This window comes from Erwinia persicina, assembly GCF_014838825.1.
Taxonomy (GTDB): domain Bacteria; phylum Pseudomonadota; class Gammaproteobacteria; order Enterobacterales; family Enterobacteriaceae; genus Erwinia; species Erwinia persicina_A.
On sequence record NZ_JACYMO010000001.1, the window covers coordinates 299,370 to 320,331 of the forward strand.

The 20,962-nt window shown below is 58.2% G+C and carries 19 protein-coding genes and 1 riboswitch; of the genes, 15 read left to right on the plus strand and 4 right to left on the minus strand.

What is annotated here, in order from left to right; genetic code table 11:
• Positions 1 to 7: 7 nt before the first annotated feature.
• From IFU29_RS01380 to IFU29_RS01395, 4 genes are all read left to right on the plus strand, one after another.
• Entirely contained in the window at positions 8 to 1,195 is a 1,188-nt protein-coding gene (locus IFU29_RS01380; RefSeq protein WP_191932330.1) for an aminotransferase-like domain-containing protein, read from the plus strand.
• A 216-nt stretch (positions 1,196 to 1,411) separates the two neighbouring features.
• Positions 1,412 to 2,074, plus strand: coding sequence for an SDR family oxidoreductase (locus tag IFU29_RS01385; protein WP_191932331.1), 663 nt, complete (start codon positions 1,412 to 1,414; stop codon positions 2,072 to 2,074).
• 1 nt (position 2,075) lies between these two features.
• The gene (locus tag IFU29_RS01390; protein ID WP_191932332.1) at positions 2,076 to 2,705 is read left to right on the plus strand and encodes an NAD-dependent dehydratase; all 630 of its coding nucleotides are present in this window, start codon (positions 2,076 to 2,078) and stop codon (positions 2,703 to 2,705) included.
• 100 nt (positions 2,706 to 2,805) lie between these two features.
• Positions 2,806 to 3,153, plus strand: a complete 348-nt coding sequence (locus tag IFU29_RS01395) for a hypothetical protein (RefSeq protein ID WP_191932333.1) — start codon at positions 2,806 to 2,808, stop codon at positions 3,151 to 3,153.
• 44 nt (positions 3,154 to 3,197) lie between these two features.
• On the opposite strand, the gene IFU29_RS01400 is transcribed toward IFU29_RS01395, so the two are convergent.
• The gene (locus IFU29_RS01400; RefSeq protein WP_191932334.1) at positions 3,198 to 4,472 is read right to left on the minus strand and encodes an MFS transporter; all 1,275 of its coding nucleotides are present in this window, start codon (positions 4,470 to 4,472) and stop codon (positions 3,198 to 3,200) included.
• A 203-nt stretch (positions 4,473 to 4,675) separates the two neighbouring features.
• A riboswitch (guanidine-I (ykkC/yxkD leader) is annotated at positions 4,676 to 4,774 on the plus strand.
• 55 nt (positions 4,775 to 4,829) lie between these two features.
• Here IFU29_RS01400 and IFU29_RS01405 point away from each other — a divergent pair.
• The 6 genes from IFU29_RS01405 (at position 4,830) to uca (ending at position 12,562) form a co-directional block, all read left to right on the plus strand.
• Positions 4,830 to 5,888 (plus strand): putative urea ABC transporter substrate-binding protein, encoded by a 1,059-nt coding sequence (locus IFU29_RS01405; RefSeq protein ID WP_191932335.1) that lies wholly within the window; start codon positions 4,830 to 4,832, stop codon positions 5,886 to 5,888.
• A 23-nt stretch (positions 5,889 to 5,911) separates the two neighbouring features.
• Positions 5,912 to 6,727 (plus strand): ABC transporter permease, encoded by an 816-nt coding sequence (locus IFU29_RS01410; RefSeq protein WP_191932336.1) that lies wholly within the window; start codon positions 5,912 to 5,914, stop codon positions 6,725 to 6,727.
• On the plus strand, positions 6,724 to 7,542 hold the full coding sequence (locus IFU29_RS01415; protein WP_191932337.1) for an ABC transporter ATP-binding protein: 819 nt from the start codon (positions 6,724 to 6,726) through the stop codon (positions 7,540 to 7,542). Before IFU29_RS01410 ends, IFU29_RS01415 begins: the two co-directional genes overlap by 4 nt.
• On the plus strand, positions 7,526 to 8,230 hold the full coding sequence (locus IFU29_RS01420) for an urea amidolyase associated protein UAAP1 (RefSeq protein WP_191932338.1): 705 nt from the start codon (positions 7,526 to 7,528) through the stop codon (positions 8,228 to 8,230). The genes IFU29_RS01415 and IFU29_RS01420 overlap by 17 nt, the downstream gene beginning before the upstream one ends.
• 10 nt (positions 8,231 to 8,240) lie before the next feature.
• Positions 8,241 to 8,876, plus strand: a complete 636-nt coding sequence (locus IFU29_RS01425; protein WP_191932339.1) for an urea amidolyase associated protein UAAP2 — start codon at positions 8,241 to 8,243, stop codon at positions 8,874 to 8,876.
• Positions 8,877 to 8,965: 89 nt separating this feature from the next.
• Complete coding sequence (gene uca, locus IFU29_RS01430; RefSeq protein WP_191932340.1) at positions 8,966 to 12,562, plus strand: urea carboxylase; 3,597 nt, start codon at positions 8,966 to 8,968, stop codon at positions 12,560 to 12,562.
• A 58-nt stretch (positions 12,563 to 12,620) separates the two neighbouring features.
• Here uca and IFU29_RS01435 read toward each other — a convergent pair whose 3' ends face one another.
• Positions 12,621 to 13,637: a lipoate--protein ligase A gene (locus tag IFU29_RS01435; protein WP_191932341.1), complete on the minus strand. Its 1,017-nt coding sequence runs from the start codon at positions 13,635 to 13,637 to the stop codon at positions 12,621 to 12,623.
• Between the two features lie 429 nt (positions 13,638 to 14,066).
• Between IFU29_RS01435 and IFU29_RS01440 the strand changes: the two genes are divergently transcribed.
• Entirely contained in the window at positions 14,067 to 14,693 is a 627-nt protein-coding gene (locus tag IFU29_RS01440) for an HNH endonuclease (protein ID WP_244633603.1), read from the plus strand.
• A 62-nt stretch (positions 14,694 to 14,755) separates the two neighbouring features.
• On the opposite strand, the gene IFU29_RS01445 is transcribed toward IFU29_RS01440, so the two are convergent.
• Positions 14,756 to 15,169 (minus strand): hypothetical protein, encoded by a 414-nt coding sequence (locus IFU29_RS01445; protein ID WP_191932342.1) that lies wholly within the window; start codon positions 15,167 to 15,169, stop codon positions 14,756 to 14,758.
• The gene (locus IFU29_RS01450; RefSeq protein WP_191932343.1) at positions 15,169 to 15,351 is read right to left on the minus strand and encodes a hypothetical protein; all 183 of its coding nucleotides are present in this window, start codon (positions 15,349 to 15,351) and stop codon (positions 15,169 to 15,171) included. The genes IFU29_RS01445 and IFU29_RS01450 overlap by 1 nt, the downstream gene beginning before the upstream one ends.
• A gap of 999 nt (positions 15,352 to 16,350) precedes the next feature.
• Between IFU29_RS01450 and IFU29_RS01455 the strand changes: the two genes are divergently transcribed.
• From IFU29_RS01455 to IFU29_RS01470, 4 genes are read left to right on the plus strand one after another with little or no spacing between them, the layout of a single operon-like run.
• Positions 16,351 to 17,565 (plus strand): SfnB family sulfur acquisition oxidoreductase, encoded by a 1,215-nt coding sequence (locus IFU29_RS01455; protein WP_191932344.1) that lies wholly within the window; start codon positions 16,351 to 16,353, stop codon positions 17,563 to 17,565.
• Positions 17,566 to 17,575: 10 nt separating this feature from the next.
• Entirely contained in the window at positions 17,576 to 18,784 is a 1,209-nt protein-coding gene (locus tag IFU29_RS01460; protein ID WP_191932345.1) for an SfnB family sulfur acquisition oxidoreductase, read from the plus strand.
• Entirely contained in the window at positions 18,781 to 20,133 is a 1,353-nt protein-coding gene (locus IFU29_RS01465) for an LLM class flavin-dependent oxidoreductase (RefSeq protein WP_191932346.1), read from the plus strand. The genes IFU29_RS01460 and IFU29_RS01465 overlap by 4 nt, the downstream gene beginning before the upstream one ends.
• Before the next feature lie 26 nt (positions 20,134 to 20,159).
• A complete protein-coding gene (locus IFU29_RS01470; RefSeq protein ID WP_191932347.1) occupies positions 20,160 to 20,960 on the plus strand; it encodes a MetQ/NlpA family ABC transporter substrate-binding protein in 801 nt (266 codons plus the stop codon).
• Positions 20,961 to 20,962 lie beyond the last annotated feature (2 nt).

Here is a 20,962-nt window from a genome sequence, read left to right on the forward strand (position 1 = left end):
ACGGAACATGACCACGCGTTACGCGGACAGAATGGAGGGTGTAAAGCCTTCTGCCATCAGGCAATTGCTGCAGTTCGGTGCAGATCCCACGATTATTTCCTTCGGCGGCGGTTATCCGGACTCCAGCCTGTTTCCGGCGCGGGAACTTCAGGCTATTTTTGGCGAACTGCTTTCAGGTCCTGGCGAAGTCTCGCTGCAATATACCCACTCCACCGGGATGCCAAAGCTGCGCCAGCAGATAGCACAACGTATGGCCGCTGATGGGATCATCTGTGAAGAAGATCAGGTGCTGATCCTGCAGGGCAGCCAGCAGGGGCTGGACCTGGCAGCCAGGCTGCTGATTAACCCCGGTGACCTGATCGCTACTGAAGCCCCGACCTTTCTCGGCGCGTTGATCGCCTTTAATACCTGCCAGCCGGGCTATCTGGCGATCCCGATGGACGAGCAGGGGCTGATGACCGACGTACTGGAGCAGAAGCTGAAAGAGGGGCAGCGCATTAAGCTGCTGTATACCGTCCCGGACTTCCATAACCCGACCGGAATAACGCTGTCGCTGGCGCGTCGACAGCATCTGATCCAGCTGGCCAACCAGTATGACTTTATTATTCTGGAAGACTCGCCATACCGCGAAGTCCGCTATCAGGGGGATAAAGTACCCACGCTGAAAAGCATGGATACGCAAGGACGAGTGATTTACTTCGGTAGCTTCTCCAAAATCCTCGCCCCGGGCCTGCGTCTCGGCTGGTCTGTGGCCTCTGCTGAGATCACCGAGAAGCTGGGCCTGCTGAAGCTGGCGGCAGATACACAGTGCAGCACCCTGAACATGGCCGCAGTCTCGATGTATCTGGAAAGGTACAATATTGACGATCATATCCAGACCATCAAGGCACAGTATCTGCGTAAGAAAGAAACCATGCTGTCGGTGGTCAGAAGCGAATTCCCGCAGGGGATCAGCTGGACCGATCCTGACGGTGGCCTGTTTACCTGGATGGAGTTCCCGGAAGGCTTTGATACGGCGAAATTTATGCTGGAGCATGCGGTGCCAGAGGCGAAAGTGGTCTGGGTGCCGGGTGCCACCTTCTTCCCGACGGTGCAGCGCGATAATTTTGCCCGCTTCAGCTACTCCACCCACAGTGATGAAAAAATCATCAAGGGCATGACGGCGCTGGCCGATCTGCTGAAGAAACACCTCTGATCTGACCTGCCTGAGCAGCGCCGGACGGGTTCCGGCGCTGCATTATTTGTGATCTGCTCCAGAAGTTCCTTCTTACCGTGCCATTTTCGCAGGGTGTATCCCTTTCAGTCGATCCCCGTTGGGGAAAGCTGAACGGTACGCGCGTTCACCCAACTGCGAGGCGGGTCACAGTGAATAAGCTAAGATGTAAGACAGGTTCATTTTCCGGAGATCGTGATGAGTAAGGTATTTATTATTGGTGCAGCGGGCCAGATTGGCCGCCGTCTGGTGAGTCAGCTGGCAGAGCAGGGCCATCAGCCGGTGGGGCTTCATCGTCATAGCGAACAGGGTGAGCAACTGAAAAGTCTGGGCGCGGATACCGTTCAGGGAGACCTGACGGCCCTGAGCGTGCCTGACTTTGCCGGGCTGATGCGCGGCTGTGACTGTGTGGTCTTCACCGCCGGCGCAGGCGGCAAAGGCGGTATGGAAACCACGAATGCCATCGATGGCAAAGGGCTGGAACTGGCGGTCGCCGCGGCCACCCAGGCAGGTGTTGCACGTTTTCTGCTGGTGTCTGCCTTCCCGGAAGCCGGGCGGGGTAAAGCCGGGTCGGACACCTTTGAAAACTATATGGCGGTGAAGAAGCAGGCCGATGTGCATCTGGCTGCCAGCGATCTGGACTGGGTGATCCTGCGTCCCGGCACGCTGGTGGACGATGCCGGAAACGGCAACGTCACCGCCGGACTGGCCATCCCCTATGGCAACATTTCCCGTGATAACGTTGCTGCCGCCCTGGCAACCCTGGTCGGACAGCCGCAGGTGACGCACAAAATCATCGAACTGACCGATGGCAGCACCCCGGTGGCGCAGGCGATTGACCAGTTCGCCGGGAGAGCCTGAGATGAAACTGCTGCTGGTTGGGGCCAGTGGACTGGTGGGCGGGCACCTGTTGCGGCTGGCGCTGGCGGATGCCCGGGTCACCTCGGTGGTGGCCCCGGTGCGGCGTACGCTGCCGGCGCACCCCAGGCTGCTGGCCCCGATCGTGGATTTCGACCATTTACCCGAGGCGGCGGACTGGTGGCAGGTTGATGCGATGATTTGTACGCTCGGCACCACCATGAAGCAGGCTAAAAGCCGTGAAGCGTTTACACGCGTCGACTACCACTATCCGCTGGCCTTCGCCCGGCGGGTCAGAGCGCAGGGCACCGCGACCTGCGTGCTGAACTCAGCGGCTGGCGCGAATGTGGACTCGCGCTTTTTCTACAACCGGGTTAAGGGGGAACTGGAGCGCGATCTGGCCCGGTTGGGGTTTGACTCGCTGACGCTGGTCCGGCCGGGCCTGATTGGCGGTGAGCGTCAGGCCCCACGTCCGGTGGAATCGCTGATGATGCGGATACTGAGCGTGGCGGGACCTGTCCTGCCCAAAAGCCTGCGGCTTAACCCGGCGGAAAATATTGCCCGGGCGCTGCTGGCCTCTGCGCTGAACGCTCCGCCGGGGCAGCATATTGTCCCGGCGGCGGCGCTGAGTTAAAAAAACAGGCGTGATCTTGCCGGGTAAAGTCCGGCATAATCCGGCACGGTGTCTGTCGGCGGCTGGCGTTGACGGCAGTGAATGAAAAATGGATTACGTCATGAAACGTCATGCGGTCAGGGTGGGGCTGTTTATTGCCTGTGCGGTGCTAATGGTGGCGGGCTATCAGACATTACATACGTGGTATGCGAGCCATTATCAGATCGTTTCCCACCGCAGCGTGGGATTAATGTTTGTCTCTTTTTATTTTTATTACCTTGCCTGCCCGGCATTATTGATCATGGCTTTTGTGCCCTGGCGCTGGGGCTGTGTGGTCGGTGTATCTGTTCTCAGTGCCCTCTTTTTCTTGTGGTTTCCCTATCATCCGCTGCGGGTGCTCGGCATGGCCGCCTGCACCCTTGGCAGCGCTTTGTTATTAACGGCACTCCGGTGGCGGTTAAAGGTATGATGATGTTGCCGTTCGCCAGAGCCTGCCTGAACGAACGGCTGCCATCACTCATCCAGCGCCCGGCGGTGGTCGTCAGCCCGCAGCGTCATCAAGGCGGCGATGCTGACAACGGCGGTCGCCATCACGTAAAACGCCGGAATATCATTATTACCGGTCTGTTTGATCAGCCCGCTGATAATTAACCCTGCGCAGCCAGAGAACAGGGCGTTAGAAAGGGAATAGGCCAGCCCCAGCCCGGTATAGCGAACGTGGGTGGGGAACATCTCAGACAGCATGGCGGGCCCCGGTCCAGCCAGCAGGCCCACCAGTCCCCCTGCAAACATCACCACCAGGCACTTCACCAGCAAACTGATGTCGGGCATCTGCAGCACTTTCAGCAGCGGCCAGGCAAAGATCAGCAGCATCACGCTGGCAAACACCATCACGTTACGGCGGCCGAGGCGGTCGCTGAGCATCCCCGCAGGCAGGATGGTGAGGGCAAAACCCACATTCGAAAGCACGGCAATCACCAGCGCCTGGTTCAGCCCGGTGTGCAGCACCGACTGTAAGTAGGTCGGCATCACCACCAGATAGGTATACCCCGCCGCCGACCAGACCATCACCCGGCCAATGCCCAGCAGGATCACCCGGAACAGCAGCCCGCCGCGCGGCGCATCAGGCTGTGTTTTTGCCTGATTAAAGGTCGGGGTTTCTTCCAGCTGCATACGCAGCCACAGGGCAACCAGGCCCAGCGGCAGCGCCGTCAGAAAAGGTATCCGCCAGCCCCAGCTGTGCAGCGCCTCGTCGCTCAGGGTCGCCGTCAGCACCGCGACCATTGCCGCCCCGGCCAGCAGGCCAAAGGCCACGGTCAGCGACTGCCAGGCGCCATACAGGCCGCGTTTGCCTTTCGGGGCGAACTCGGTCATCAGGGAAACAGCCCCGCCGTACTCCCCGCCGGCAAACAGCCCCTGAAGAATGCGCAGCAGGGTGAGGATCAGCGGGGCGGCCAGACCGATAGAGGCATAAACCGGCACCAGACCAATCGCAGCGGTGGTCAGCGTCATCAGGATCAGCACCGCCACCAGCGTGGGCTTGCGGCCTATTCTGTCACCGATGCGGCCGAACACCATTGCGCCGAGCGGGCGGAAGAAAAAGGCAATGGCGAAGGCGGCCCAGGTCAGGATAATGCCCGTCAGTGCTGATTCACCCTGCAGGGTAAAAAAGTTGCGGGCAATGATCGTGGCAAGAAAACCGTAAACCGCGAATTCATACCACTCAATAAAGTTGCCGACGGCACCGGCAATCAGCGCTTTTTTTCGTAACGAGTGAGACTGTGTCATGGTTCTCCGGCCTGCAGGTAAGATGAGACGGGCGTTTATTTCCACACTGCACACTTCTGATGCACTCTGCCAGAAAATGATGCCCCATCGGCGATCGTTTTACGCAAAGCGTTAACGATAACTCACTGTTTTACTGCTAAAAGCGTTCTGGCACAACTTTTGCTCTGTTACTAACAGCAGCAGCGTTACACCGATAACTGATCACAATAGCAGGCTAGGGTTCCGGTCCACACGGTGGATGACTGGTCCGAGAGCTGGCGACCTCGGTTGGGGTTACACGGCGGGATAAAAGCCCGGGAGACAGCAACACCTCTGGTGTCGCGCTGCCCCGTTTTTTCCGCCAACACCGAGGTTACAATGAAACTTGCCCGCATCCTCAGCATTTGCCTTCTCAGCGTGACAGCGCTGGTCAGCGTGCCTTCCCAGGCCGCCGCAAAAAAAGAATTTAACGTCTGCTGGACCATTTATGCCGGATGGATGCCCTGGGGCCAGATTGCCAGCGCCGGTATCATCGACAAATGGGCGGCCAGATACGGCATTAAAATTCACGTCACCCAGCTCAACGACTATATCGAATCCATTAACCAGTACACCGCTGGCCAGTTTGACGGCTGTACCATGACCAATATGGATGCGCTGACCATTCCGGCGGCCGGGGGCGTGGACTCTACCGCGCTGATCCTCGGCAGCTATTCCGAAGGCAACGACGGCGTGGTACTGAAGGGCAAAGGTAAAACCCTGAAGGATCTGAAAGGAATGAAAGTCTACCTGCCGGCGCTGTCGGTATCCCACTATCTGCTGGTGCGCGGGCTGGAAAAAGCCGGGTTGCAGGAAAAAGATGTCACCGTGGTAAACACCTCGGACGCCGATATTGTCTCTGCCTTTGCCACCAACAGCGTGCAGGCCGCCGTGGCCTGGAATCCGCAGCTGTCGGTGATCAAAAACACCCCCGATACCACCGAGGTCTTTGAGTCTTCCCAGGTGCCCGGCGAGCTGATCGACATGATGGTGGTCAACAGCGCGGTGCTGAAAGATAACCCGGCCCTCGGTAAAGCCCTGACCGGCGCGTGGTATGAAGTGATGGCGCAGATGAAAGCGGGCGATCACGCCGCGCTCAGTGCCATGGCTTCAGCCTCCGGCACTGACCTCAGCGGCTACCAGGCGCAGTTAAAAACCACCCACCTGTTTTACACCCCGGCCGATAATCTTGCGTTTGTCAGTGGCACGGCGCTGGCGAAAACCATGCAGCGCGTGGCGGACTTCTCTTTTGAAAAGGGCCTGCTCGGTGACGGCGCACTGAGCGCTGACTTTATCGGCATGAGCTTCCCCGGCAACGTCACGCAGGGTGACAGCGGCAACATCAAACTGCGCTTTGACGACAGCTACCTGAAAATGGCGGCGGCCGGCACCCTGTAATTCACCCCTGAGGAGCCTGCACCATGCGGCAAATTAACCGACACCCTGACCGGGGCATGCACGTGATGCTGGTCCTGCTGCCGTTCGTGCTGGTCATCGCGGCTTATTTTATCGGCTCGGCAGTGCGGCTGGACGCCAATCCGCACGACAAGCTGCTGCCCGGGCTGGGGCAGATGATTGATGCGGTACAGCGTATGGCGTTCACGCCGGATAAACGCAGCGGCGACTATCTGCTGTGGATGGATACCGCCGTCAGCCTGGGGCGTCTGCTGATCGGGCTGGGGATCGCTTCCGTTCTGGGGCTGGCCTTCGGCATTGCCTCCGGGGTTTTTCCGCTGTGGCGATCGCCGCTGTCGTCGTTTATGACGGTGGTTTCCATGGTGCCGCCGCTGGCCATTCTCCCGGTGCTGTTTATCGTCTTCGGGCTGGATGAGCTGTCGAAAATCATGCTGATCGTCATTGGCATCACGCCGATGCTGGCACGTGACCTGGAGCAGCGGGCGCGGGAGATCCCGCCAGAGATCCTGATCAAGGCTCAGACCCTCGGTGCCAGCAGCTGGACGGTGGTACTGCGGGTGGTGTTACCGCAGTTACTGACCCGGCTGCTGACCTCGCTGCGCCTGCTGCTGGGCTCCGCCTGGCTGTTTCTGATCTCCGCCGAAGCGATCTCCGCCACCGCCGGACTGGGGTACCGCATCTTTCTGGTGCGCCGCTATATGGCGATGGACGTGATCCTGCCGTACGTCATCTGGATCACGCTGCTGGCCTGGCTGATGGATCTCGGGCTGCGTCGCCTTAACCGGCTGTGCTTCCCCTGGGCTCAGGGAGAAAAATCATGAGTTTTATCGAAGTCAGACAGCTGTGGCAGGAGTACGGCAACCACGTGGTGCTGGAAAACCTCAACCTGAGCATCAGTGAAGGGGAGTTCTGCACCCTCGTCGGTGCCTCCGGCTGCGGTAAATCCACCTTTCTGCGCCTGCTGCTGGGGCAGGAAAAACCCAGCCGTGGCCGCCTCCTGCTGGAGGGGCAGCCGCTGAAGGCCGAACCGGACCCCAGCCGGGGCGTGGTCTTCCAGCGCTACTCGGTGTTTCCGCATCTGAACGTGCTGGATAACGTCGCCATCGGTCTGGAACTGTCGCAGGCACCGCTGATCGGACGTCTTTTTGGCCGGCGAAAAAAAGCGGCGCGCGAGCAGGCGGCGGAGATGCTGGTGCGCGTGGGGTTAGATCATGCTCTGGAGAAATATCCTGCCCAGCTGTCCGGCGGGATGCAGCAGCGGCTGGCGATTGCGCAGGCATTTATTATGCGCCCGCGCATCCTGCTGCTGGACGAACCCTTCGGCGCGCTCGACCCCGGCATCCGCAAAGATATGCATGCGCTGCTGCTGTCGCTGTGGCAGGAAACTCAGCTGACGGTGTTTATGGTGACCCACGACCTGTCAGAGGGGTTCAACCTCGGTACCCGGCTGCTGGTGTTCGACAAAGTGCGTATTGACCCGCACGAGCCGAACGCCTGGGGGGCCCGCATTACTTACGATCTGCCGCTGAACGAAACCCGACTGCGGCAGCGTCAGTCGCCCGGTACGGTGATCCCGCACCCGGCACTGGCGACACTTTCCCTGAATCAGGAGATATCCCATGACCCATCCCTGTGAAGAAACGTTACCCGGCGGCGGTCACACCTCGCTGGTGATAAAAAAAGGCCAGCTTCTGCGCCTCACTGACACCGAAGGTGGGGCCAACGTCAGCCTGATGCTGTTTAACGCCCATGAGAAAAGCGAACGGCTGAATCTGCCGGACACGCTGAAAGGGCAGCACACCGCCAGACTGACGGCCGGGCACTGTCTCTATTCTGATATGGGCCGCGTGCTGACGGCGATCGTCACCGACACCTGCGGCTGGCATGACAGCTTCGGCGGCGTACTGAACGCCAGTGAAACGGCAGAAAAATACGGCCAGGGGCGCTATCAGGAGCGGCGCAACGATTTCCACCGCAACGGGCTGGATAACCTGCTGGTTGAAATGGGCAAATGGAACCTCGGTCTGGAGGATCTGCACATGGTGCTTAATCTGTTCAGCAAGGTCACCGTTGATGCGCAAGGCGCATTCACCTTCCACGACCGTCACTCCGCGCCGGGCAGCACGGTAGAACTGTATGCCCCGATGGACGTGCTGGTGGTGCTGACCGCGCTGCCGCACCCGATGGATCCGAACCCGGCATACCGCCCGCGTCCGGTGCAGATAAGCCTGCACGATGCCAGCGATGCGGTGACCGCAGGGTGCAAAACGTCCCGCCCGGAAAACCAGCGCGCCTTCGACAACATGACGCGCTTTGCCCTTTAAGGAGCCCCCGATGACATTAACTGCCAGTGAAAAACAGCCCGCTGAGGCTGTATATCGCCACACCATCCCGGCCGGGGAACCCTTTCTGTTTGAGGTGAAAAAAGGCCAGACCGTCCGGCTGCACGATCTGGAGGGCAACCAGGCGGTGGATACGCTGTTCTACCGCGCGGCCAGCCCGCGGGAGCGCTATGACGCCCAGCGTACCCTGCGCCGCCAGAACAATGCCTACCTGACCACCGGCAGCGTGCTCTATTCCAATCTGGGCAACCCGCTGCTGACCCTTGTTGCCGATACCTGTGGCCGTCACGACACGCTTGGCGGTGCCTGTTCTCAGGAGAGCAACACCGTGCGTTACCACGCCGGGACCCGGCATATGCACAGCTGCCGCGACAATTTTCTCTGCGCCTGCCTGCACGACGGGCGGCTGAATAAGCGGGATATTACCGCCAATATCAACTTCTTTATGAACGTACCGGTAACGCCAGAGGGGGGGCTGACTTTCGAAGATGGCATTTCCGCCGCCGGTAAGTATGTCGAGCTGCGCGCCGAATGCGATGTCATTGTGCTGATCTCCAACTGTCCTCAGCTCAATAACCCCTGCAACGGCTGGAACCCGACTGCTGCCGAAGTGCTGGTGTGGAACTGATCGGCTGATCAAACGCTTTTATCCCCTGAGGACGACCTCAGGCGGCCATGATTCTGGCGGGACGGCCCGCCCTGGTGTGAGTCTTCCTGATGTTCAAAAAACTGCTGATTGCTAACCGTGGCGCGATTGCGTGCCGTATTTTACGTACCCTGCGTGAGATGGACGTGACGGGGATTGCCGTATTTTCCGAATCGGATGCCAGCAGCCTGCACATCCGCGAGGCCGCCAGCGCCATCAGTCTGGGAGAAGGCCCGGCGGCGCAGACCTATCTGGACGTGGAGAAGATTATCACTGCGGCGCGGGAGAGTGGCGCAGAGGCCATCCATCCGGGGTACGGTTTTCTTTCGGAAAACGCCGCGTTTGCCGACGCCTGTGAAGCGGCGGGCATTGCCTTTATCGGCCCGACGGCCGAACAGCTGCGCCTGTTTGGCCTGAAGCACACCGCCCGGGCGCTGGCGAAACAGCAGCAGGTGCCGCTGCTGGAAGGGACGGGCCTGTTGGATGATGTGGATGCTGCGCTGGCAGCGGCCCGCGTGGTGGGCTATCCGGTGATGCTGAAAAGTACCGCCGGCGGCGGCGGCATCGGCATGCGCGTCTGCCATGATGATGACAGCCTGCTGCAGGCCTTTGACGCGGTAAAACGTCTGGGCCAGAACAACTTCAGCGATGCCGGGGTATTTATTGAAAAATATATCGCGCGCGCCCGCCATCTGGAAGTGCAGATTTTTGGCGACGGGCAGGGCGAGGTGATTGCCCTGGGCGTACGCGACTGCTCGGTGCAGCGGCGCAATCAGAAGGTGATGGAAGAAACCCCCGCCCCGAACCTGCCCGACGGCATGGCGGAGGCGCTCTGTGCCGCCGCCATCACGCTGGGCAAAGCCGTCCGCTACCGCAGCGCGGGAACGGTAGAGTTCGTTTACGACGCGGCCGCAGAGCAGTTCTGGTTCCTGGAAGTGAATACCCGCCTGCAGGTGGAGCACGGCGTCACGGAACAGGTGTGGGGGGTGGATCTGGTACGCTGGATGATTGCTCTGGCCGCCGGGGAACTGCCGCCGCTGGCGGCGCTGAAAGTGACGTTGTCACCTAAAGGTCATGCCATTCAGGCCCGGGTCTATGCCGAAGATCCCGGTCGCCAGTTCCAGCCTTCACCGGGGCTGCTGACCGACGTCAGTTTTCCGCCCGCCGACGGCAGACGGCTGCGCATCGATACCTGGGTGGAGTCCGGCTGCGAAATCCCGCCGTTCTTCGACCCCCTGCTGGCGAAAATCATCACCTGCTGCGCTACCCGTGAGCTGGCGATGGCCGCGCTGGATGACGCACTCCGTGAAACGCGGCTGTACGGGGTGGAGGTCAATCGTCAGTATCTGCGGCAGATCCTCCACTCAGCGCCTTTTGTCCGCGGCGAACCCTGGACGCGTTTCCTTGACGGGCTAAGCTACCAGGCCACCACGGTCGAGGTGCTGAGTGCCGGGACGCAGACAACGGTACAGGACTATCCCGGTCGTCTCGGCTACTGGGCCGTGGGCGTGCCGCCGTCCGGCCCGATGGATGACCGGGCGCTGCGCTTTGGCAACCGCCTGCTGAATAACCCTCCCGACGCCGCCGCGCTGGAGATCACGCTGACAGGCCCGACGCTGCGCTTCAATACTGCCAGCGTGGCGGTGGTTTGCGGCGCGCCGGTGACGCTGATGCTTGAGGGGGAAACCCTGCCGATGAACTGCACGTTCGCCATTCCGGCGGGCGCGACCTTAACGCTGGGCAGTATGGAAGACGCCGGGGTGCGCAGCTATCTCTGCCTGCGCGGTGGAATTGTGGTACCGGACTACCTCGGCAGTAAAAGCACCTTTACCCTGGGCCAGTTTGGCGGCCATGCGGGGCGGGCACTGCGCACCGGGGACGTACTGCACCTCTCTACCCTGACTGACCCTGGTGCTGGTGTTACCCTGCCACCGGCGCTGGTGCCACATTTGCCGGCATGCCGGCTACTGCGGGTGATCTATGGCCCCCATGCGTCACCGGAGTATTTCACCGCAGATTATATTAATACCTTTTTTGCGACCGACTGGGAGGTTCACTTTAACTCGAGCCGCACCGGGGTGCGCCTGATCGGCCCGAAACCGGAGTGGGTGCGCGACAGCGGCGGCGAGGCCGGGCTGCATCCGTCCAATATTCATGACAACCCCTATGCGGTGGGCGCGGTGGACTTTACCGGCGACATGCCGGTGATCCTCGGCCCGGACGGCCCGAGCCTCGGCGGGTTTGTCTGCCCGGTGACGGTGATCGAAGCCGACTTGTGGCAGATTGGCCAGCTTAAGGCTGGCGACCGGCTGCGCTTTGTGCCGGTCGATATCGCCACTGCCCGGCAGCTTTACGCCGGGCGTCAGGCGGAGCTGGCCGATCTTATTCCGTCAGAGCCCGCGTGGCAGCCGGCGGCGCTGACCTCGCCGGTGGTGCTGGATCGGGGGGAAAAGGACGCTCGCCTGGTGGCACGCCTGTCCGGCGATACCCACCTGCTGCTGGAAATCGGCTCGCCGGAGCTGGATCTGGTGCTGCGCTTTCGCGGCCACGCGCTGATGCAGGCGCTGGAAGCCCTGAATCATCCGGCTGTCATTGACCTGACGCCGGGTATCCGGTCACTGCAAATCCACTATCAACCCGATCGTCTGCCGCAGCAGGAACTGCTCGGCATTATCGACGGGCTGTGGCAGAAAGTAACCGGACTGCAGGATCTGCGCGTACCGTCGCGGGTCGTCTGGCTGCCGCTGTCGTGGGACGATCCCGCCTGCCAGCAGGCAATTGATAAATATATGACCACGGTGCGCCGGGATGCACCATGGTGCCCGAGTAACCTGGAGTTTATCCGCCGCATTAACGATCTGCCGGATATCGACGCGGTCTTCGACACGGTATTTGCCGCCAGCTATCTGGTGATGGGGCTGGGGGATGTCTATCTTGGCGCGCCGGTGGCAACTCCCCTTGACCCGCGCCACCGGCTGGTGACCACCAAATATAACCCGGCACGCACCTGGACGGCGGAAAACTCGGTAGGGATTGGCGGCGCTTATCTCTGCGTTTACGGGATGGAAGGGCCGGGAGGCTACCAGTTTGTCGGACGCACGCTGCAGATGTGGAACCGCTACCGTGAGGTGGCCGACTTCGGCGGTAAACCCTGGCTGCTGCGCTTCTTCGACCAGATCCGGTTTTACCCGGTCTCCGCAGAGGAGCTGCTGCGTATTCGCCGCGATTTTCCGCTGGGGCGCTATCCGTTACGCATTGAGCAGACCGAACTGGCGCTGGCCGACTATCAGCAGTTCCTGGCGGAGCAGGCGACGGGCATCAGCGATTTCCGTCAGCATCAGCGCGCGGCGTTCAACGCCGAACGTGAACGCTGGATCGCCAGCGGCCAGGCGCATTTTGACAGCCAGGAGGCCGCCGCCGGGTTGAGCGAGGACGCCCCGTTAGCCGCCGGGCTGCTGGCCGTGGAGAGTGCGATCGCGGGCAATCTGTGGCAGGTGAAGTGCGCAGTGGGTGACAGTGTCACGCAAGGTGATGTACTGGTGATTATCGAAGCGATGAAAATGGAGATACCGCTGCTGGCGCCGTGCGATGGTGTGATCGAGGAAGTCAGGGTAGAGCCCGGGTCGACGGTCCGTGCCGGACAGTGTGTGGTGGTGATGGCGGTGTAATCACGGCGGGCGCACGGGGCGGCCTGTTTTTCCGGCCGGCCCGTTTCATCCGCCCCGGCTAGCGGATACTTTCTGCCAGCCACTGCTCCAGCTCCGTCAGCTCCACCGCCTGCTGAGGGAACACCTCCCTCAGCCGTGCCACCCTGGCTGCCAGCGCCTCCGGCCGATACTCGGTGCCGGGCAGCTGCTCTGCCAGCTGTTCTAACGGCGTCAGGTTCAGGCTGTCGCTGAAAATCTGGCAGCGGCTGATCTTGCCACGCTCAACATCGACGTGGATCTCCACGCCACCCCAGCTAAAACGGGTATCCAGCAGATGCTGGAACTGCGGTGCCTGGCCGAAATTCCACTGCCAGCTGCTCTGTTTGGCGAACTGCGCCTCGAAGCCGGGCAGGTCGGGCAGGGACGTCGGGGAGATATGCTCGGGCTGGCATGCTTCGCCAAAATGGTCGAAGAAGGCCGCCGTCACCGCGCTGCAAATCGCTTCAAAGGTGATACCCGGCACCAGCTCTTCCAGATTCGCCACGCGCGAGCGCACGGAGGTAATGCCTTTGGCCTGCAATTTCTTGACGTCAGGATTGAGGTAATCGGCCAGGCGGGAGAGGTCGGCATCGCGCAGGATGGTGCCGTGATGGAAACCGCGATCGTGGGTTTCATGGTAAGCAGAACCGGAAATTTTACGCACCCCGTCGGCCGTATTCACCACCAGGTCATTACGGCCTGAGGCTTCAGCCTGAATACCCAGTGACGCCAGCGCCCGTAGAATAATCCCGGTCGACACGCTTTTGTCGTACTCCGGTTTCCCGGCCATAAAAGTAAAACAGCAGTTGCCGAGGTCATGAAACACCGCGCCACCGCCGCTGCTGCGTCGCGCCAGGCGGATGCCATCTTCTTCCATGCGCCGCGTATTGCACTCTTTCCACGGGTTCTGCGAACGGCCAATGACGACTGTCTCGGCATTGCGCCACAAAAACAGCACTCGCTGAGTCGCCGGCATCTGGCGGAAAATAGACTCTTCCACGGCCAGGTTAAACCAGGGGTCCCAGGAATCCGATAACAGTAAACGCAGTGTGGACATGCTTGACTCCATTGAAGTTTTGGCGGCGCAGGGATAATACCACCATCGGCTAAAACATCCAGAAAGCTGCCTGTGCCCGTCATCAGCGCGGGTCGATCGGAAAAGATGAAGGATCCACGGAGGAAATATCAAAAATACATCAATACACCATAACTATATAGTAATATGTATTTTAGTGATCGAGTACTGCGTATTGATATTCAGATAGAGGGCGGTTTTTATTTCTGCGTGGTTGACATTTTCCATTATTTATGGGGAAGATATCAAAAAATATATGATAAAGAGGTTTTGAATATGGATATAAAAATAAGTAGGAAGAAGTTCATTGAAAAACAGGGAGCTACATGTAAAAACTGGAATTGGAGCTGGTCATTTGTTAATCACGATGAGAGGTTTGTAATCTTTGGCACTTGGGATGAGGAGCCATTCATGACTAAATCTATTATTTTAAAAGACATATGGATTATGCAGACCAATCGAAAAACCGGGGTAAGTAGAAAGGCACCCGGATTTTATCAAGCATTAGAACACATAGATCTTATAATAAATAAAGGCTATGAACTTCGTATCTTTCGGATGGTTTATAATCAAAGAGGCCCTGATTCAGAAGTTGCGAAAATTAAAAATTTTGATCAAAAATTGCACACAAGAAACCTCCTAAATGAGAATGGCGTTTGGTATGCGACAATTGAGAGTATGAGTACAGTTTTTCCAGATGAAATTACCGATTCTGAAATTTTTATAGAGGGTGCGAAGAAGAGAGTTACAGTGAATTCTTATGAAAGAGATCCTGAAGCCAGGCTTGCTTGCATAGCTCATTATGGTACTACTTGTCAGTGCTGTGGGTTCGATTTTGAAGAGGTCTATGGAGAGCATGGGAAAGGCTTTATTCATGTCCACCATGTTAAAGCGTTAAGTACGTTAGGGGAGGGTTATAAACTAAACCCTGTAAAAGATCTTATTCCTTTATGCCCAAACTGTCATGCAATGGTACATCGAGGTAATAAGTTGTTGCAGGTAAGTGAATTAATAGATTATCTAAAAATAGCTCATTAGCATAACTATGAAAAAACCTGGTGAGCAACTTAAATAAACAACTGCTCACCATGCTGTTGTTATTATGAAAAGATGAACATCTCTTCAATTGATCGATTTTTTAAAGTATCATGTCTCGTTGAGATTCCTTCCCACGCGTTAACAAGGTTTTTCTTTTTTTCGCCCAGTTCACCAAGCCTAATTAATGCATTAATTGTGTTTGAGTCATTATTAAAAAAACTCAAATAAGGCCAGATTGAGTTTCCAAAATCGGATAGGAAAGGTCTAATGCTTTTAATTTCATCACTCGTGTCAATGATTCCTAATCTCTTTATGTGTGCAAACTTTCTTAGTAATGCGTTGATGTCACATGAAAGGTTTTGGGCATCAGTTTTAATTGCATCAATGAGGGTTGTATTGGTATAGTGTTTTTCTAAATTACAAAAATCAATATAGATCCGATCTGTTCTCCCCTTGATGCTATCTAACTCTGTCATTAGTTCAATTGCATGCTCAAATGCCGCGCTTTTTTTTTGTTTATTAACCAGTTTCTTGCTGCTATAACACCATAGATAGCGGCAATAGCCATAATTGCATTACTGATGGCAATTACGGCATCACTGAGAGTACCTAAATCCAGAGGTTTATAATTTTTGAAGTAAAAATATTTCAGCATCATATAGATGCACATTATCATTGTTATAGTTATAACCAGTTCGAAAATGAACTTTGATATTCCGCTTGATTGTTTTTTCACTTGCCATGCCTTATTTAAAAAATTCAATTAAATATTCAAAAAACTCATGGTTTTTAGTTAAACGATAACAGTAAACGCAGTGTGGACATGCTTGACTCCATTGAAGTTTTTGCGGCGCAGGGATGATACCACTATCGGGGAAAACGTCCAGAATGCTGCCTTTGCCCGTCATCAGCACGGGTCGTTCGGAAAAGATGATCGATCCCTGAGGTATCCCCACAAATGTCAGTCGCTGATAATTTGGCCTCCGGCCCGAAAATAGAGTGCGCACTGTGGGGTTAAAACCGTCACTGCATACGCGCTTTCGTAGGGTTCGACCCTTTTTTCCGGTCGAACCGGGCTGATTGTCTGCACCACGGGCGAGGTCTGCGCCACTGGCTGACCGGAAAAGAAGATCAGCCACTACGGATTGATGCCTGTTTTATTTTGTGGGGATCCCTCAGTGATCGATCCCTACGCAAGATCGTAATCGCGTCGGGGTTTTCAAACTCACAGCGAGCAACGGTTCTGCGGGGATGGGGCCTTTTTGAGATAAGCCGGACGTCACGCGACAGGACGTCGCGTGCCGAGGCCCGCAGGGATGCGGTTTTTGCCGATCCGGCGTGCTCAAACTGGCCCCGGACCTGACTCACCGCTTCCAGCAAATAAAAAGCGACAAAGATCCCTCAGTGATTTTGCAAACTCTCGGCGCGGATCGACCGGAAAAAAAGGTCGATCCCTACTAAATACGGTACGGCTATTATTTTAATCAGGGGTGAATGTTGCCATAGCTAAATATCAGCAATCCAACGCCATATTTGTCATAAGTGTGGCGCTTTACTTCATATTATCGCTCTGATTATATTAATGAAATCTGAAAAAATCTCTTTGCTGATGGCCTGCGCCATCTGGCATTTATTTGCCTGTTAATTAAGGGACATCATGAGCCAATCAGCGAGTACTACCGGCCAGAATAAAACAGCGGCAGTGATCCTCAGTCACGAACAGGCGATCGAGGCCGCACAGGCGGTTGCCGATCTGGCACGCTCCGATGTGGTGGCCCGCGACCGGGACCGCCTCTATCCGCTGGAAGCGTTGGCGCTGTTCAGCCGCAGCGGACTGGGCAGTATTTCTGTGCCCCGCGCTTTTGGTGGCGGCGGACTGTCGTACCGCACGCTGGCAGAGGTGTTCCGCATTATCTCGGCTGTGGACCCCTCGCTGGGGCAGATCCCGCAAAACCATTTCGCCCTCATCCAGTTGCTGCTTGATGAAGGCACGTCCGCCCAACAGCAGACTATTTTCAGCGCCGTGGTGCAGGGGCTGCGCCTCGGCAACGGCGGCCCGGAAAAAAATACCCGGCATACCCGTGAAGTGACGGCTCGCCTGGTCCAGGGGCCGGATGGCCTGCGTCTGACCGGCAGCAAGTTCTACTCTACCGGTGCTCTGTTCGCCGACATTATCGTTACCACCGCATTGAATGATGACGGGCAGGCGGTGATGGCCTTTATGCCGCGCGAATCGGTCGGGCTGGAGATTGTCGATGACTGGTCCGGCATGGGTCAGCGCACCACCGCCAGCGGAACAATCCATCTCGATGCGGTGCGGGTAGATGCCGCACTGGTGATCCCGATGCCAGGGGGCGACAAACCGTCACTGCGTGGCCCGGTCTCGCAGCTGTTACAGGCGGCCATCGATGCCGGAATTGGCCGGGGGGCCTTTGATGAGGGCTGCGAGTTTATTCGTCGCCACTCGCGCCCGTGGGTGGATGCCGGGGTAGAGCGAAACGCTGACGATCCTCATTTACAGGCCGATGTGGGCCGGGTGTTTATTGAACTGGTCGCGGCGGAATCCCTGCTGCGCCGGGCGGCCAGCACGCTGGATAACATCGACCCCGCCCAGTTGGATGCCCGGACCGCCGCGCTGGCTTCTATTGCGGTAGCCGAAGCCAAAGTGCTCACCACCGAGATTGCGCTGTTAGCCAGCGAAAAGCTGCTGGAGTGGGGCGGCAGTCGCGCCACGCTCAGCGAGCATGGCCTTGACCGCCACTGGCGCAATGCACGCACCCATACCCTGCACGATCCGCTCCGCTGGAAGTTTCACGCCATCGGTAATTACTACCTCAACGGTCAGCTTCCGGTGCGTCATGCCTGGATTTAAGGAACCCATCATGCCTCTCAGCCAGGTGAAACCAAAACAGCAGGCCAGCCGTATCACCAGCGCCGCGCAGGCGATAGACGTTGCACAGCAGCTGGCGCAGGAATTCCGCAGCGGTGCCGCACGCCGTGACCGTGAGCGTGAACTGCCTGTCGCGCCTCTGCGGGCGCTGTTTGCCTCCGGGCTGGGGGCGATCACCGTGCCCGGGGAATTTGGTGGAGCGGATGTGTCCACCGCCGTGCTGGCGCAGGTGATCGCCATGATCAGCGAAGCAGATGCCGCGATTGGTCAGGTGCCGCAGAACCACTTTTATGCGCTGGAAGTGCTGCGCCTTAACGGCAACACGGCTCAGCAACAGCGTTTCTATCAGGAAGTGCTGGAGGGCGTGCATCTTGGCAATGCGCTGGCTGAGTTCAGTTCGGCCGCCGCCCACCAGCGCAGCACCTCGGTACTGCCGCAGGACGACGGCTGGCAGCTTAACGGCCAGAAGTTTTACGCCACGGGCGCCCTGTTTGCCGACCGTATTCCCACCGCGGCACGCGGGGAGGACGGTAAAGAGCAACTGGTGTTTGTGCCGCGTCATCAGCCAGGAGTGACCGTGACCGACGACTGGTCCGGTTTTGGTCAGCGCACAACGGGCAGCGGGACGGTGCAGTTTGATGCGGTAGCGGTGGCGGCTGACGATATCATCCCGTTCCAGAGCGCCTTTGAGCGGCCAACCCGCCTCGGGCCGTTCGCACAAATCCTCCATGCCGCGATCGAACAGGGCATCGCCCGCGCCGCCTTTAATGACATGCTGAACTTTATCAATACCCACGCGCGTCCGTGGCCGGATGCCGGGGTTGATCATGCCGGGCAGGACCCGCTGACCATTGACCGCATCGGCCAGCTGGCCCCGCGTTTGCAGGCCGGAGACGCACTGCTGGCCGACGCTGGCGATGCGGTGGATGCCGCACGGCATCAGGCCAGCGAGAGAACGGTGGCCGAGGCCTCGATTGCCGTCGCCACGGTAAAAGCCTGGACCACCGAACGGGCGCTGGAAGCCGCCAACCTGCTGTTTGAGCTTTCAGGCACACGCTCGGCGCTGCGTGAGCACAATCTGGATCGCCACTGGCGTAACGCCCGCACCCACACGCTGCATGATCCGGTGCGCTGGAAATATCCGGCCATTGGCAACTACGTGCTGAATGATGTACTGCCGCCGCGCCGGGGAACCTTATGAGCCAGCCGAAAAAAATCCTGCTTAACGCCTTTAATATGAACTGTGTGGGGCATATTCATCACGGCATGTGGACTCATCCCCTTGACCGTTCCACCGAATTTAACGATCTGCGCTACTGGCTGGATCTGGCACGCACCCTGGAGCGCGGGCTGTTCGACGGGCTGTTTATCGCCGATATCCTCGGCGTCTATGACGTCTATCAGCAGGGCATTGCCCTCACTGCCAGCGAATCTATCCAGCTCCCGGTCAACGATCCGCTGATGCTGGTCTCCGGCATGGCAAGCGTGACCGAACATCTCGGCTTTGGGCTGACGGCCAACCTGAGTTATGAAGCGCCGTATCCCTTTGCCCGCCGCTTCTCCACCCTTGATCACCTCACCGGGGGCCGCGTGGGCTGGAATATTGTCACGGGTTACCTCGACAGCGCCGCGCGGGCGATGGGGCAGACTCAGCTGCTCGGGCACGATCAGCGCTACGATCAGGCTGACGAGTTTCTCGATGTCAGCTATCAGCTGTGGGAAGGAAGCTGGCAGGACGATGCCGTGCTGGCTGACCGTCAGCGGCGGCGTTATGCCGAAGCGGCAAAGATCCACCCGGTACATCATCACGGCGAGTATTACCAGGTGGAAGGCTATCACCTCAGTTCACCGTCTCCCCAGCGTACGCCGCTGCTGTTTCAGGCAGGCAGTTCCGATCGCGGCATTCGCTTTGCCGCCCGCCACGCGGAGTGCAGCTTTGTTAACGGCAGCACCCCGGCCGCCATGCGCAGCCAGGTCGATCGGTTACGTCAGGCTGCGGTCGGGGCCGGGCGCGAAGCCGACGATCTGAAAGTGTTTATGGGCGTGTCGGTGATCGTCGCTGGCAGCGAGAAAGAGGCGCAGGAAAAACATCAGGAGTATTTGCGCTATGCCAGCCCGGAAGCGGGGATCGCCCACTTTTCCAGTTCGATCGGCCTCGATCTGGCCGCCTTCTCGTTAGACGAGCCGATCCACAGCGGATCGGGGCGCGCCATTGAGTCGGTCAGTAAAACCTTTAGCGGCTGGACGCGTCGTCGCCTGCTGGAGCAGCACGCCCTGGGCGGGCGTTACCCGCTGATTGTCGGCAACCCGTCACAGGTAGCCGACGCACTGATCCGCTGGATGGATGAGGCGGGCATTGACGGTTTTAACCTGACGCGCATCGTCAATCCACAGAGTTATATCGATTTTATTGATCTGGTGGTGCCGGAATTACAGCAGCGAGGCCGCTATAAGACCGCGTATCAGCCAGGCACATTGCGTCACAAACTGTTCAGCCACGATCGTCTGCCCGCTCGCCACCCGGCGGCGCGCTGGCGTCGTGATGCCTGAACCCTCCGGGAACATAAGGATAAAAAATGAAATTACTCAACACCCTGGTGCTGACGGCACTGTTAAGCACTACCGTGAGCGCCCATGCTGCCGACTACAGCGGGCCGCTGAAAGTCGGCACCACCGCTGCGTTTGCACCGCCGCTGGAAACCGCTGTTGAAGAGGCGAAAAAGCAGGGGCTGAAGGTGGATCTGATCGAGTTCAGCGACTGGACGGCGCCCAACGTCAGCCTGGAAAATGGCGACATTGATGTGAACCTGTTCCAGCATCAGCCGTTCCTGGATAACGCCAATCAGCAGGGCGGTTTCCACCTGGTGAAATACGCCCCGGCGATCATCAATAATGTCGGCCTTTACTCTAAAAAACATACCGCTATCAGCCAGATCCCCGATGGTGGCACCGTGGCGATTGCGAATGACCCGATTAACGGCGGGCGCGGCCTGCTGCTGCTGCAAAAATCCGGGCTGATTACTCTCAAACCGGGGGCTGGCCTGAAATCTACCGTTGATGACATCGTCAAGAATCCGAAGCATCTGAAAATCATTGAAGTGGAAGCGGTGCAGCTCTCCCGTTCACTGGAAGAAGTGGACCTGGCCCAGGGCTATCCGCACTATCTGCGCGCGTCCGGGGTGATTGACCCGAATAATGCGCTGCTGTTCGACGGGCTGGAAAACCCGGAGTATGTGATCCAGTTTGTTATCCGCGACGGCCACCAGGATGACCCGCGTCTGAAAAAGTTTGTTGATATCTATCAGCATTCCGCGGCGGTGCGCGCCAGCCTGGATAAATTTTACGGCAAGCTCTATCAGCCAGGCTGGAAGCCATAATT